The sequence below is a fragment of the Luteimonas salinilitoris genome (assembly GCF_041300785.1).
GTDB classification, from domain to species: domain Bacteria; phylum Pseudomonadota; class Gammaproteobacteria; order Xanthomonadales; family Xanthomonadaceae; genus Luteimonas; species Luteimonas salinilitoris.
The window spans coordinates 283,969-298,062 of sequence record NZ_JBFWIB010000003.1; the positions used below are offsets into that span (position 1 = coordinate 283,969).

The 14,094-nt window shown below is 70.2% G+C and carries 14 protein-coding genes; 11 read left to right on the forward strand and 3 right to left on the reverse strand.

All coding sequences use genetic code 11. The annotated features are described in order from the left end of the window. The first annotated feature begins 87 nt into the window (after positions 1-87). From sufD to AB5T46_RS08075, 5 genes are all read left to right on the forward strand, one after another. Complete coding sequence (gene sufD / locus AB5T46_RS08055) at positions 88-1,347, forward strand: Fe-S cluster assembly protein SufD (RefSeq protein WP_370563365.1); 1,260 nt, start codon at positions 88-90, stop codon at positions 1,345-1,347. Next, a complete protein-coding gene (locus AB5T46_RS08060) occupies positions 1,344-2,612 on the forward strand; it encodes a cysteine desulfurase (RefSeq protein WP_370563366.1) in 1,269 nt (422 codons plus the stop codon). Before sufD ends, AB5T46_RS08060 begins: the two co-directional genes overlap by 4 nt. Positions 2,613-2,784: 172 nt before the next feature. Then, a complete protein-coding gene (locus AB5T46_RS08065; protein ID WP_370563367.1) occupies positions 2,785-3,324 on the forward strand; it encodes a GNAT family N-acetyltransferase in 540 nt (179 codons plus the stop codon). Between the two features lie 118 nt (positions 3,325-3,442). After that, positions 3,443-3,712 (forward strand): hypothetical protein, encoded by a 270-nt coding sequence (locus tag AB5T46_RS08070; RefSeq protein WP_370563368.1) that lies wholly within the window; start codon positions 3,443-3,445, stop codon positions 3,710-3,712. 60 nt (positions 3,713-3,772) lie between these two features. Next, positions 3,773-4,102 carry a non-heme iron oxygenase ferredoxin subunit gene (locus AB5T46_RS08075; protein ID WP_370563369.1) on the forward strand — a complete coding sequence of 110 codons (330 nt, stop codon included), beginning with the start codon at positions 3,773-3,775 and terminating at the stop codon, positions 4,100-4,102. A 360-nt stretch (positions 4,103-4,462) separates the two neighbouring features. Here the strand turns inward: AB5T46_RS08075 and AB5T46_RS08080 are convergent, their stop codons facing one another. Both AB5T46_RS08080 and AB5T46_RS08085 read right to left on the reverse strand, forming a co-directional pair. After that, on the reverse strand, positions 4,463-5,056 hold the full coding sequence (locus AB5T46_RS08080) for a HutD/Ves family protein (RefSeq protein WP_370563370.1): 594 nt from the start codon (positions 5,054-5,056) through the stop codon (positions 4,463-4,465). Positions 5,057-5,295: 239 nt separating this feature from the next. Continuing rightward, on the reverse strand, positions 5,296-5,637 hold the full coding sequence (locus tag AB5T46_RS08085) for a ComEA family DNA-binding protein (RefSeq protein ID WP_370563371.1): 342 nt from the start codon (positions 5,635-5,637) through the stop codon (positions 5,296-5,298). Positions 5,638-5,850: 213 nt separating this feature from the next. Between AB5T46_RS08085 and AB5T46_RS08090 the strand changes: the two genes are divergently transcribed. From AB5T46_RS08090 to AB5T46_RS08115, 6 genes are all read left to right on the forward strand, one after another. Then, on the forward strand, positions 5,851-7,344 hold the full coding sequence (locus AB5T46_RS08090; RefSeq protein WP_370563372.1) for a M20 family metallopeptidase: 1,494 nt from the start codon (positions 5,851-5,853) through the stop codon (positions 7,342-7,344). A 23-nt stretch (positions 7,345-7,367) separates the two neighbouring features. After that, complete coding sequence (locus AB5T46_RS08095; RefSeq protein WP_370563373.1) at positions 7,368-7,727, forward strand: DUF6404 family protein; 360 nt, start codon at positions 7,368-7,370, stop codon at positions 7,725-7,727. A 71-nt stretch (positions 7,728-7,798) separates the two neighbouring features. Beyond that, the gene (locus tag AB5T46_RS08100) at positions 7,799-8,065 is read left to right on the forward strand and encodes a GlsB/YeaQ/YmgE family stress response membrane protein (protein WP_370563374.1); all 267 of its coding nucleotides are present in this window, start codon (positions 7,799-7,801) and stop codon (positions 8,063-8,065) included. 222 nt (positions 8,066-8,287) lie between these two features. After that, complete coding sequence (locus tag AB5T46_RS08105; protein WP_370563375.1) at positions 8,288-10,123, forward strand: assimilatory sulfite reductase (NADPH) flavoprotein subunit; 1,836 nt, start codon at positions 8,288-8,290, stop codon at positions 10,121-10,123. Between the two features lie 141 nt (positions 10,124-10,264). Continuing rightward, on the forward strand, positions 10,265-12,016 hold the full coding sequence (gene cysI, locus AB5T46_RS08110; protein ID WP_370563376.1) for an assimilatory sulfite reductase (NADPH) hemoprotein subunit: 1,752 nt from the start codon (positions 10,265-10,267) through the stop codon (positions 12,014-12,016). Next, entirely contained in the window at positions 12,013-12,750 is a 738-nt protein-coding gene (locus tag AB5T46_RS08115; protein WP_370563377.1) for a phosphoadenylyl-sulfate reductase, read from the forward strand. Before cysI ends, AB5T46_RS08115 begins: the two co-directional genes overlap by 4 nt. 208 nt (positions 12,751-12,958) lie before the next feature. Here AB5T46_RS08115 and AB5T46_RS08120 read toward each other — a convergent pair whose 3' ends face one another. Then, positions 12,959-13,948 (reverse strand): LysR family transcriptional regulator, encoded by a 990-nt coding sequence (locus AB5T46_RS08120; protein WP_370563378.1) that lies wholly within the window; start codon positions 13,946-13,948, stop codon positions 12,959-12,961. Positions 13,949-14,094: the final 146 nt, after the last annotated feature.

Sequence of the window (14,094 nt, forward strand, 5' to 3'; positions counted from 1 at the left end):
CGGCATGAACCTGCAGTCGCTCCCGTTTCACCCCGTGCTCCACCCCATCCCCGCGGGCGTTCCGTACCGGCATCCCGGAGTCGCGGCATGAGCACGCTGCTCGACTCGCTCGCCGCCGGGTTCGACGGCGACGCACGTCGTCGCGCAGCGCTCGACGCCGCGCTGCGCGACGGGCTGCCCGGCCCGCGCAGCGAAGCCTGGAAGTACACGCCGCTGCGGGCGCTCGAGCGGCGCGCGTTCGTCGCCGCCGAGGCCGTGCCGGACATCGATCCGGCGCTGCTGGCCGGAATTCCGTCGCCGCGGCTGGTGTTCGTCAACGGTCGTCACGCCGAAACGCTCTCCGATCTGGACGCACTGCCGGACGGACTGACACTGCGCCCCCGAGCCGGCGGGGCCGAGCCCGGCTCCAGCTTCGGCGATGCGTCCCGCTACGACCGCAGCGACGCCGTGTTCGCGCGGCTCGCCGTGGCCCTCGCCGATGACGGCGTCGCGCTGCGGGCCGCGGCCGGCGCGCGGATCGACGCGCCGATACACCTGGTCTTCATCGGCGCGCCGCAGGCGGATCGGGAGCTGGCCTGGCACCTGCGGCACGCGATCACGATCGGCGACGGCGCCTCGCTGCAGCTGGTCGAGCACCACCTCGCCGCCGGTGCGCACCGCCACCTCGACAATGCGCTGGTGGAAATCGACATCGGCGACGGCGGCCACCTGCTGCATGCACGCGTGCAGTCCGGGGCCGACGGCGCCACCGCGTTCCTGCGCACCGAGGCCACGCTGGCGGCATCGGCACGCTACGAGCGCGTCGACCTGGAACTGGGCGGCGCGCTGTCGCGGCACGAACTCAACGTGCGCCTGCAGGGCGCCGGCGCGCAGCTGACCGCCAACGGCGTGCTGCTGGCCACCGGCCGCCGCCACCTCGACACCCGGCTCGGCATCGAGCATCTGGCCCGCGACACCACCTGCGGACTGCTGTGGCGCGGCATCGGCGCCGGTCGCGGGCGCGCCGTGTTCCACGGCGGCATCACCATCCACGAGGGTGCAGACGGCAGCGACGCGCAGCTGTCCAACAAGAACCTGCTGCTCTCCGAAGGCGCGGAGATCGACACCCAGCCGGTGCTGGTGATCCACGCCGACGAAGTACAGGCCGCGCACGGCGCCACCGTCGGCCGGCTGGATGCCGAGGCGCTGTTCTACCTGCGTACGCGCGGCCTGCCGGAAGGCGATGCGCGCAGACTGCTGACCGCCGCGTTCGCGCGCGAACCGTTGTCCGCGGTCGCGGCATCCGCCGCCCGCGAGACGCTCGACAGCCATCTCGACCGCGCCCTGCTGGCGCTGGCGCCGGCATGAGCATGCCGCATGCCACCGATGCCGCCGCCCCGGGCCCGGGCGCGCAGGCCGGCGTCGACTGGGGCCGGGTACGCGCCGATTTCCCGTTGCTGTACCGCTCGGTGCACGACCACCCGCTGGTCTATTTCGACAACGCCAACACCTCGCAGAAGCCCTCGGCGGTGATCGAGGCGATGGACGGCTACTACCGCCGCTTCAACGCCAACGTCAGCCGCGCCGTGCACCAGCTCGGCAGCGAGGCCACCGAGGCGTACGAGGCCTCGCGCAAGAAGCTGGCGGGCCTGCTCAACGTGCGCGCCGACGAACTGGTGCTGTGCAGCGGCACCACCTTCGCCATCAACCTGGTCGCGTACTCCTGGGCGCTGCCGCGGCTCAAGCCCGGCGACGTCATCCTGGTCTCGCGCATGGAGCACCACGCCAACATCGTGCCCTGGCAGCTGGTCGCCGAACGCACCGGCGCCACGATCCGCGTCGCCGAGATCAACGACGACGGCACGCTCGACCTCGACGCGCTGTATGCAGCGATGACGCCGGAGGTGAAGCTGCTGGCGGTGGCGCACGTGTCCAACCTGCTCGGCACCGTCAACCCGGTGCGCGCGATCTGCCGCGAGGCCAGGAAGCGTGGCGTGGTCACCGTGGTCGACGGCTCGCAGGCGGTGCCGCACCGCCGGATCGACCTCGCCGCGATCGGCTGCGACTTCTACGCCTTCACCGGGCACAAGATGTGCGGCCCCACCGGCACCGGCGCGCTGTGGGCGCGACGCGAACACCTGCAGGCGATGCCGCCGTTCATCGGCGGCGGCGAGATGATCCGCGAGGTCAGCTTCGAGGGCACCGTGTTCAACGACCCGCCGCACAAGTTCGAGGCCGGCACGCCCAATATCGCCGGATTCGTCGGTCTCGGCGCCGCGGTCGATTACCTGCAGGCACTGGGCCTGGAACGGATCGAGGCGCGCGAGGCCGAACTGCTGGCGCATCTGAACGAGGAACTGGCCAGGGTCGACGGCCTGCGCATCTTCGGCCATGCGCCAGACAAGGCCGCGGTGGTGTCGTTCCTGGTCGAGGGCGCGCACGCGCACGACCTGGCCACTCTGCTCGATCTGGAAGGCGTGGCGATCCGCTCCGGTCAGCACTGTGCCCATCCGCTGCTGCAGTTCTACGGCGTCGCCGCCACCTGCCGCGCCTCGCTCGCGTTCTACAACACGCACGAGGAGATCGACGCCTTCGTCGCCGCGCTGCGCAAGGTGCGCGGGCTGCTGGGGTGACGGAGGACTTTCGGGACTCGGGACCCGATTTCGGCCGCTTTCGCTCGTCATCCCAGCGCAAGCTGGGATCCATTTGCGGCGGCCCGGCTGCTTAAGATCAAAAGAGATCCCAACTTGCGCTGGGATGACGATGTCTTACGCTTTCCCGATTCCCACAGCCTGACTTTCGCCCATGCCAACGACCTTCCGCGACGCCACGCCCGACGACGTCGACACCATCGTCACCCTGGTGACCTCCGCCTACCGCGGCGACACCAGCCGCACTGGCTGGACCACGGAGGCCGACCTGCTCGACGGCAACCGCATCGACCCGGGCCTGCTGCGCGCCGACATCGCACGTCCGCGCAGCCGGATCTTGCTGGCCGAGGCCATGCCCGACGGCGCTGCGGAACCGGCGCTGCTCGCCTGCGCGCATATCGCCGAGGACGACGGCGCCGGCTACTTCGGCATGTTCGCGGTGCGGCCCGACCTGCAGGGCGCCGGGCTCGGCCACACGCTGTTGACCGAAGCCGAGCGTATTGCGCGCGAGGACTGGCACCTGCCGGCGATGCGCATGACCGTGATCGACCTGCGCGATGCGCTGATCGCCTGGTACGAACGTCGCGGCTACCGCCGCACCGGCATCTACAAGCCGTTCCCCTACGGCGATGCCCGCTTCGGCGTTCCGAAGCGCGACGACCTGCGCTTCGAAGTGCTAGAGAAGGTGCTGTAGCAGCGGCTTCAGCCGCGATCCGGAAGAAGCGGCTCGGACGCGTATGAACGCGGATCAGAAAGCTGTCGCAGCCGCCGCTACAATTGCGCCAGGGTTCGAAACGTCGGCGGGAGGCCTCATGGACACCGATCTGGAAAGCATGTCCCGCGAACGGCTCGTCGCCGAGGTCAAGCGGCTGCGACAGGGCATCCGCGAGCATCGCGACAGCACGGGGCACGCGTTGTGCTGGCATCACCCGGCGCTGTGGGGATTGCTGCCCGAGAAGCTGGACCCGCAACTTGCCGTACCGGACTGGCCACAGTTCCTGCGCGGCTGCATCCACTACCGGCAGTCGCTCGACGAACAGCTGCCCGATGCCCCGAGAAGCGATGCACCCTACCGGGAATGATCCGCATGACCGTCCGTCCGTTCCAATCGAATCCCGCCGCGGGCGGGCTTGACGCTGCCGATGCATAGCCAGGATTGGGTCCGCGTCTGCGCGGCCTCGGAACTGTTGCCCGGCGAGATGCGGGTGGCCTGGGACGGCGACACGCCGATCCTGGTCTTCAACCACGACGGCACCTTCTACGCGCTGGAGGACCGCTGCAGCCACGAGGACTTCGAACTCTCGGCGGGCGCCTTCGACGCCAACGAGGCGACCATCGAATGTGCCCTGCACGGGGCGAAGTTCGATGTCCGCGACGGCAGTGTCCTGTGCGCGCCCGCCTATGCGCCGGTACCGAAGTTCCCGGTCCGGGTCGAAGACGGCGCCGTCTGGACCCGCGACGACCGCGGCTGAGGCCGGCTTTTCCGCATCTTTCCGGAATCGTTTCGGGGCACCGGACACCCAGAAGCATTCGCGCACGGCCACAGCATGCTTGCGGATGGCGGGCCGCAGGCGTCGTTCCGCAGCAGCCGTCTCGTCGGTTGCCAATTCATGGAATCTCCGCGGTAAGTGCCGGCGCCCGGAACTACTACATCCACGTCTTCCAGGCGGAAGTCCTGGCCGGTGCCGCAACGCACGTCGAAGGACCTCGAGTCAAATGGCGGAACCCAGCATCCGGTTTGCATAGCGCCGACATCCCGCCTGGCGTCTATAGCAATTGGATGCGGCCGTCGGCGCGATGTCTACCGAATCGCCACGGCCGTACGACGGCGCTCAGTCGCGTGCGCGCAGGCGCATCGCCAGCAGTTCGCCGCCGCCGTCGAGCAGGAAGCGCCGCCGTTCGGGCGCGGCCAGCAGCGCGGTGTCGCCCTGCGCCATCACCGGCAGCCCGGCATCGGAGTCGAAGCACGCCTGGCCGGCCAGCAGGTGCAGCGCCCAGCATTCGCGCCGGTCGGCGAAGAACAGCATCGGCCCGACCAGGGGACGGCGCCACAGCTGCGCCTGCACCGCATCGCGCCGCCACAGCAGGTTGAACACCTCCACGCGGCCGTCGAGCGGCTCGCCGGTCAGCGCGCGCTCTCCGGGATAACGCGCGCTGCCGCAGGGCGGCGACAGCAGCCGCTCTTCGCCGTCGTCGAAACGCAGCCGCAGGCCCGCGCCTGCCAGCAGCACCTGTTCGCGATCGACGTCGGGAAACGCCGAGAACGGCGCCGGCCGCTCGATCTCGGCGATCGACAGGCGCCACAGCCAGGCGTCGCCGTCCGGCCAGGCGACGATCCGCCGGGTCCAGCCCAGTCCGTTGCGCCAGCGCTCCCGCCGGTACTCGTTGGCGGGAATCACCTGCGCGCGCAGCCGCTCGAAAGTCATGCCGGCAGTGTAACGACCGGCGCCCGGTCGTCGGCGAACGGCTTGGCGGGCCGGATGGCGTGCGGCACGCGCCGAACCATCGTGTAGCAGCAATTCCCAAAAAAGCCGCCGCCCACCCGCGCATCATGCACGGGTGGACGGCGATTACGTCCCTGTAACGGCATCCTGCCGGATCCCCCGGAGCGTCCCTGCTCCTCCGCTGGCGACCGCGCGTCCCCTGCGCGCCCCCCAGTGGTGCTTCAGCGCTGCTGCGCGCCGCCCTTGGCCGGCGAGCTGGCGGCCGGCGCCGCCGTGGTCCGGCGCTGCGGCGCACTGCCCAGCTCGATGCGGTCGCGGTTGCGCTCCACGGTCTTCAGCCCGACGCCCTTGACCGTCGCCAGCTCCTCGACGCTCTTGAACACGCCATGCTCCTTGCGATGGGCGACGATCGCCTCGGCCTTGGACGGGCCGATGTTGACCAGCGCGCTCTCCAGCGTGGCGGCATCGGCGGTGTTGATGTTGACCCTGTCGCTGGCCAGCGCACCGCCCAGCATCAGCAGCGACAGCAGCAGGGAGGCGAAACCGGTCTTGAGTGCGTTCATGCTCGTAACTCCTTCGAATGGATGGGTGACTTCCTTGCCTCGCCGGGCGGCGCCGTGGCGCTCCGCCGGCGTGAACAGTCTCGACCACCGCCCGGGGCAGGCGTATCGCCGTTTCGGCCAATGCCAAGCCGGCTGATGCCGCGTCGCCGGGTAGGAAAAGTCCTACCGCGGCCGGAGCGCTAAAATGGATGCTTTCCCGTCACGGAGTGTGCGATGGACGCCAGCAGGGTCGACCGGTACGTCTCGGAGAAGTGGGACGACGACATCGTGCCGCAGCTCGTCGAATACATCCGCATCCCGAACAAGTCACCGATGTTCGATGCGGACTGGGTCGCGCACGGCTACATGGAAGACGCCGTCGAACTCATGCATGGCTGGGCGACGGCGCAACCGATCCCCGGCATGCAGGTGGAGGTGGTGCGCCTGGAAGGCCGTACCCCGCTGATCTTCATCGAGATCCCGGCTGCGCACGGCGGCAGCGACGACGACTGCGTGCTGCTCTACGGGCACCTGGACAAGCAGCCGGAGATGACCGGCTGGGACGACGACCTCGGCCCCTGGAAGCCGGTGCTCCGCGACCAGAAACTCTACGGCCGCGGCGGCGCCGACGACGGCTACGCGATCTACGGCTCGCTGGCCGCGATCCTCGCCCTGCACGAGCAGCAACTGCCGCATGCGCGCTGCGTGGTGCTGATCGAGGCCTGCGAGGAGTCGGGCAGCTACGACCTGCCGGCCTACGTCGACCACCTCGCCGAACGCATCGGCAAGCCGTCGCTGGTGGTGTGCCTGGATTCGGGCTGCGGCAACTACGACCAGTTGTGGTGCACCACCTCGCTGCGCGGCCTGGCCGGCGGCAACCTGACGGTCAAGGTGCTGGAGGAAGGCGTGCATTCCGGCGACGCCTCCGGCGTGGTGCCGTCCAGCTTCCGCCTGCTGCGGCAGCTGCTGTCGCGGATCGAGGACGGGACCACCGGCCGCATCCTGCTCGAGGGCCTGCACGCGGAGATCCCCCCCGAGCGGCAGCAGCAGGCGCGTCGCGCCGCCGAGGTGCTCGGCAACGCCGTCTACGACAAGTTCCCGCTGCTACCCGGCATGCGGCCGATGCACGACGACCTGGCGGAACTGGTGCTCAACCGCACCTGGCGCCCGGCACTGTCGGTGACCGGCGTCGGTGGCATCCCGGCGCTGGACTCGGCCGGCAACGTGCTGCGCCCGCACACCGCGGTGAAGCTGTCGCTGCGGCTGCCGCCGACGGTCGACGGCCGGCGCGCCGGCGCGCTGCTGCAGGAAGCATTGCTGCAAGACCCACCCAACGGCGCGAAGGTCACGTTGGACCTGGAGAAGGCCGCCACCGGCTGGAACGCGCCGGCGCTGTCGCCGTGGCTGGACCGCGCCATCGACGACGCCAGCCGTGCGTTCTACGGACAGCCGGCGATGTACATGGGCGAAGGCGGCTCGATTCCGTTCATGGGCATGCTGGGCGAGAAGTTTCCCGGTGCGCAGTTCATGATCACCGGCGTGCTCGGCCCGCATTCCAATGCGCACGGGCCCAACGAGTTCCTGCACATCCCGATGGGCAAGCGGGTGACGGCCTGCGTGGCGCGCGTGCTGCTCGATCACCACCGGGCCGGCGAGCGCGGCGAAACCGCCGGCGCGGCGGTCGCGGCCGACAGCGGCACCCGCCACGGCGATCACGGCTGCTGCTGAGCAGGCAGGGGGGATAGGCCGACGTGAGCATCGAACGCAAGCGCGAGGCGGCCCTGCGCCGCCTCGCCGAAACCGGAATCTGGCGCAGCAACTACAACCCGCCGGCGCTGCGGCTGCTGTGGTCGCTCGGCATCGATGTCCCGCCGCCGCATTTCGCAAGGTTCGGCGCAACCGCGCTGCTCGCCGGCGCATGGTTCGCCATTGCCTGGGGGCTGCTGATGTGGCTGCTGGTATGGACGCCACAGCGCATGCCGTGGGTCGTCGCGGCGATCACGGCGCTCGTCGCCGGCGCCCTGTTCGGCGTGGCGATGGCGGGCTACTACGCCTGGGGCCGACGCAAGCACGGATTGCCGCTCTGGAAGGATTTCGATCCGGACCCATGACGGCCGCCGCTCGCGAGCGGCCCCCCGTCATGCGCTAGGCTACCGCCGATCCATCGACAGAAAGGGGCGCCATGGAACCGTTCGGCAGCAGCAACTGGCTCTACATCATCCTGCTTGGCCTGGTCGTCGGGATCCTGGCGCGGCTGGTGACACCGGGCCGCCGGCGCCTGGGCATCATCCTGACCGCCCTGCTGGGGATCGGCGGCGCAGTCGTCGCCAGCTGGCTGGGCCAGCAACTGGGCTGGTACGCCGCCGGACAGCCCGCGGGCTTCATCGGCGCCCTGCTCGGCTCGATCCTGATCCTCGGGATCGTGCAACTGTTCCGCGGTGGTCGCTGACCGACTGTCCCCCGATCGCAATCCAGTACTACCCGGAGGCAACGGCCCGACTTGTAGGCAGACGACAAACTCTACGATGAGGCCATCGCCGTGCTTTCCAGTCGCGCCCGCCACGACGGCCGTAAATGACGGCCGGGCATGTGCGCATAACCGGACATCCTTTTCCATCGCCGATGCAGGCGCCTAGCCTCGTGGTCGTTCCCGCCTCCCCGGTCCGCGACGATGTCGTCTCCGCAAGCCCTGCCCGCGCCGCCGCTGTCGGCCGAACACGCCGATGCACTGCGCCGGCTCACCGACGGCCTGGACGGCGCCGGGCTGTGGTGGCTGTCCGGCTACGCGGCGGGCCTGGCGTCGCGCCCGGCGCCGCCGGCGGCGCAGGCGCCGGCCGCGCACGGCGAGACCGCGACCGGTCACCGCCTCACCATCGTCTACGGCAGCCAGACCGGCAACGCCCGACGCGTGGCCGAGCGGCTGGCGACCGATGCCGAGCGCAGCGGACTGGCGGTGCGGCTGCTGGGCGCCGATGCCTATCCGGCGCGCGAACTGAAGCACGAGCGCCACCTCTACCTCGTCATCAGCACCCAGGGCGACGGCGACCCGCCCGACGATGCCCGCGACCTGTACGCCTTCCTCACCGGCAAGCGTGCGCCGAAGCTGCCCCAGCTGCACTACGCGGTGCTCGGCCTGGGCGATTCCAGCTATCCGCAGTTCTGCGCCATCGGCCAGGCGCTGGACGCGCGCCTGGCCGAGCTGGGCGCGACCCGGATGCTCGAGCGCGGTGATGCCGACCTCGACATCGACACCGTCGCCGAGCCTTGGCGCCAGCAGGCGCTCGCCGCCGCCCGGGAGGCACTGAAGCCGAGCGCGACCGTCACCCCGCTACGACCGCCGTCCACGGCCGCACCCACCTGGGACCGCGACCGCCCGTACGCCGCCGAACTGCTGGTCGACCAGCGCATCACCGCCGCCGGCAGCGATCGCGATATCCACCATTTCGAGCTCTCGCTGGAGGACGCGGGCCTGCACTACGAGCCCGGCGATGCGCTCGGCGTGTGGCCGCGCAATGCGCCGGAACTGGTGGACGAGGTGTTGTCCACACTCGCCCTCGACGGCGATAAGGTCGTCGCCCATGGCGGCGACGAGCTGCCGCTGCGCGAATGGCTGGGCGCACGCCGCGAGCTGACCCGGCTGGCGCGACCGCTGCTCGCCGCGCACGCTGAGCGCGCCGGCGATGCCGCGCTCACCGCGCTGCTGGCGCCGGACCGGAACGCGGAACTGGCGCGCTGGACCGGGGACCGGCAGGTGATCGACCTGCTGCGCGAGGCACCCGCGGCCTGGCCTGCCGACACGCTGGTCGCCGCGCTGCGCCCGCTGACGCCGCGGCTGTATTCGATCGCCTCCAGCCGCAAGGCGGTCGGCGACGAGGCGCATCTCACCATCGCGCACGTCGACTATCTGCATCGCGGGGCGCGGCGTTTCGGCGTCGCCTCGCACTTTCTGGCCGCCGCCGGCGAAGGCGCATCGGTGCCGGTCTACCTGGAACGCAACGAACGCTTCCGCCTGCCGGCCGACCCGGCGCGCGACGTGATCATGATCGGCCCCGGCACCGGCGTCGCTCCGTTCCGCGGCTTCCTGCAGGAACGCGTGGCGATCGGCGCCAGTGGCCGCAACTGGCTGTTGTTCGGCAATCCGCACTTCCGCAGCGACTTCCTCTACCAGCTGGAATGGCAGCGGGCGCTGAAGTCCGGGCAGCTGCATCGCATCGACCTGGCGTTCTCGCGCGACCGCGTGGGCGCACGGATCGCGACACCGGAATCTGTGGCCGCGCCGCGCAAGACGTACGTGCAAGACCGCATCCGCGAACGCGGCCGCGAACTGTATGCCTGGCTGGAAGACGGCGCGCACCTCTACGTCTGCGGCGCGATCGCCATGGGCAAGGACGTGCACGCGACGCTGCTGGAAGTGATCGCCACCCATGGCGGCCGCGATCCCGAGGCCGCGAACGATTACCTCAACGGCCTGCAGCAGGAGGGCCGCTATGCACGCGATGTCTATTAGGGCCGGGAGTGGGGATTCTGGATTCGGGATTCGTGAAGCACTCGAACCCGTAGAGCCGAGCTTGCTCGGCTGCGCGCCCCCCGGAACCGAAGAAGCAGCGGAGCAAGCTCCGCTCTACGAAGCGGATTGCGATACCACGCCATGAGCGCACACTCCGTCGAAGACATCAAGGCCGAGAGCGCCCGCCTGCGCGGCTCCCTGCTGGACAGCCTGGCCGATCCGGTCACCGGTGCGCTGCGCGAGGCCGACCAGACACTGATCAAGTACCACGGCAGCTATCAGCAGGACGATCGCGACGTCCGCGAGCAGCGCCGCCAGGCGATGCTCGAGCCCGCCTACGCCTTCATGATCCGCACCCGCACTCCCGGCGGGGTGGTCACGCCGGCGCAGTGGCTGCAACTCGACGCCATTGCCAGCACCTATGCCGAGCGCGGCCTGCGCATCACCACCCGGCAGGCGTTCCAGCTGCACGGCGTGATCAAGACCGAGCTCAAGGCGACGATGCAGGCGATCAACGCCGCGCTGATCGACACCCTGGCCGCCTGCGGCGACGTCAACCGCAACGTCGCGGTGGCCGCCAACCCGCACCTGTCGCCGGCGCACGCGGCGGTGCAGGCGCAGGCCGCAGCGTTGTCGGAACACCTGCTGCCCAACACCCGCGCCTACTACGAGATCTGGCTCGACGAGGAGCGCGTCGCCTCCAGCGGCGGCGAGGAGGAGCCGATCTACGGCGATCGCTACCTGCCGCGCAAGTTCAAGATCGGCTTCGCAATTCCGCCGGTCAACGACGTCGACGTATTCGCCCAGGACCTCGGCTTCATTGCCATCCTCGACGAGGCCGGCGCGCTGCTCGGCTACGACGTGAGCGTCGGTGGCGGCATGGGCGCCAGCCACGGCGATCCGGAGACCTATCCGCGCCTGGGCAGCGTGATCGGTTTCATCGGACCGGACCAGGTGACCGCAGTCGCCGAAGCCGTGGTCACCGCGCAGCGCGACCACGGCAACCGCGAGGTGCGCAAGCGTGCGCGGCTCAAGTACACCATCGACGATCGCGGTCTCGACTGGTTCAAGTCCGAGGTCGAACGGCGCGCCGGCATCACCTTCCCGCCGGCGCGACCGTTCGCTTTTTCGCACAACGGCGACCGCTTCGGCTGGAGCGAGGGCGAGGACGGGCGCCTGCACCTGGGCCTGCGTATCCCGGCGGGACGGATCTACGACGGCCGCCTCGACGGCCGCGGCGACGCGGTCCGCCACCTCAGCGGTCTGCGGGCGCTCGCGCGGCAGCTGCAGGACGAAGGCGACGGCGCCGAGTTCCGGATGACGCCGAACCAGAACCTGGTGCTGGCGCGGATCCCGCCGGCGCTGCGCGCGCGCGTGGATGCGCTGTGCGCGGAGTTCGGCCTCGACGGCTGGCGCCATGCCAGTCCGCTGCGGCGCAACGCGCTCGCCTGCGTGGCCTTCCCGACCTGCGGCCTGGCGATGGCCGAGGCCGAGCGCTACCTGCCGGAGCTGCTGGACAAGGTGCAGGCGCTGCTCGAACGGCATGGTATCGGCGATGCGCCGATCCACCTGCGCATCAGCGGCTGCCCCAACGGCTGCTCGCGGCCATACCTGGGCGAGATCGCCCTGGTAGGCCGCGCCCCCGGCCGCTACAACCTGATGCTGGGCGCCGACCACCGCGGCCAGCGGCTCAACACGCTGTACCGCGACAACATCGACGAGCCGGCGATCCTCGAAGCGCTCGATCCGCTGTTCGCCGCCTATGCGCGCGAACGCGGCGAGGGCGAGGGCTTCGGCGACTTCCTGGTCCGCAGCGGCGCGGTCGCCATTCCCGAGCGCGACGTCCGCCGCGCCATTCCCGTCACGTCCACCTCGCTGGAGGCGTCCGCATGAGCCCGCCCGATCCGATCACCGCCGCCGAGTCCACCCAGGCCCTGGCCGAACTCAACCGCTGGCTGTCGCGGCGCAGTGCGCCCGAACGCATCTCCTGGGCGCTGGAGAACACCGCCGGCACGCACGCGCTGTCGTCGAGCTTCGGTGCGCAGTCGGCGGTGTCGCTGCACATGGCCACCCGGCAGCAGCCCGGCATGCCGGTGATCCTGGTCGATACCGGCTACCTGTTCCCGGAGACCTATCGATTCGTCGATGAGTTGACCGGGCGCCTCGGCCTCAACCTGAAGGTGTATCGCCCGCACCTCGGCGCCGCCTGGGCGGAGGCACGCATAGGACGGCTCTGGGAACAGGGCGTGGATGGCATCGACCGCTACAACCGCCTGCACAAGGTCGAGCCGATGCAGCATGCGTTGCGCGAGCTCGGCGTGCGCACCTGGATCGCGGGGCTGCGGCGGCAGCAGGCGAGCACCCGCGCCGGCGTCGATTTCCTGGAGCTGCGCGACGGCCGCTGGAAACTGCACCCGATCGCCGACTGGAGCGACCGCGACGTCTGGATCTACCTGCAGAAAAACGACCTGCCCTATCACCCGCTCTGGCACGAGGGCTATGTCTCGATCGGCGACGTCCACACCACCCGCAAGCTGGAGCCGGGCATGCGCATCGAGGACACGCGCTTCTTCGGCTTGAAGCGCGAATGCGGCCTGCACTTCGATGAACCCGGCATGGCAGCCTGAGCGGCAGCCGAATCGCGAGGCTCCCGTAGGAGCGCGCCATGCGCGCGATGCCGCGGGCGTCTCCGGTCTCGGTCGTCGGCGGTTCCACCGCGAGCCGGAAGGCGCGCGGGTGGACGGAATCGCGTGGCGGCGCAATGCCCGCGGCATCGCGCGCATGGCGCGCTCCTACGAAGCGAAGCCGAGCGCATCGACGGGCACCTGCGTGTCCTCACACAGAGATCGGCTGGCTCAGCTCGGTCCAGGTGGGCGGCACCGGCCAATGCGGTTCCTGGTTGCCCTCGAGCACCCGGCGCAGGTCGCGGCGGTCGATCTGCGGCGCCAGCGCATGCAGCAGCGCCAGCGCGTACTCGCGCAGCACGCGGCCACGCGGGATCACCGCCCAGGTGATGCATTCGGGCAACGCTTCCGGCGCCGGCAGCAGGCGCAGGTCCTCGTCCTCGCGCACGCCGATCGCCATTTCCGCCAGCAGCCCGGCACCGAGCCCCGCGCGCACGTAGGTCTTGATCAGGTTGGCATCGCGCGCGGTCATCGCCACCTGCGGCTCGACGCCCTCGGAGGCGAAGGTGCGCTGCAGCGAGGAGTCGGCCCGGGTCGAGGACTCGTAGCTGATCAGCGGATGGCGGGCCAGCTCGGCCAGGGTCGGCGCGCGGTCCAGTCCGGCCAGCGGGTGCGTGCGCGGCACCAGCAGCACGCGCCGCCAGCGGTATAGCGGTATGGCCACGCCGCCGTCGTGCGGCGCCGGCCCTGCGGTGCTGATCAGGGCCAGGTCGGCCCCATCCTGGGCGAGCTTCTGCAGCACCTCGGCATCGCCGGCTGCCTGCAGGTCGACGTTGACCTGCGGAAACCTGCGCTTGATCTCCGCGATCACCGGCGGCAGCACGTAGCGCGCCTGGGTATGGGTGGTCGCCAGCAGCAGGCGGCCGCTGTGTTCGCCGCGCTCGTTGGCGGCGTAGCTGCGGATGTTGCCTGCCTCCTCGAGGATGCGACGCGCATGCTGCAGCACCTGCTCGCCGGCCGGGGCGATGCCTTCCAGGCTGCGTGCCTTGCGCACGAACAGCTGGAAGCCGAGCTCGTCCTCCAGCTGCTTGAGCTGCTTGGACAGGCCCGGCTGGGTGGCGTGCACGCGCTCGGCGGCGAGCGTGATGTTGAGCCCGGCGTCGGCGATGGCGACCAGATAACGTAGCTGGGTAAGGGTCATGGCGGGTTCCCGGACGGACGCAACGCCCGCAGGCACTAGAGCGTGTCATGCACTTTGATAGCGCCTTCCCGCTCTAAATATCTTTCAATCATGATGAAAGGATTTTCGAGCATATCCGCTGCCCGCTTGGATTGTCCACGAACGGG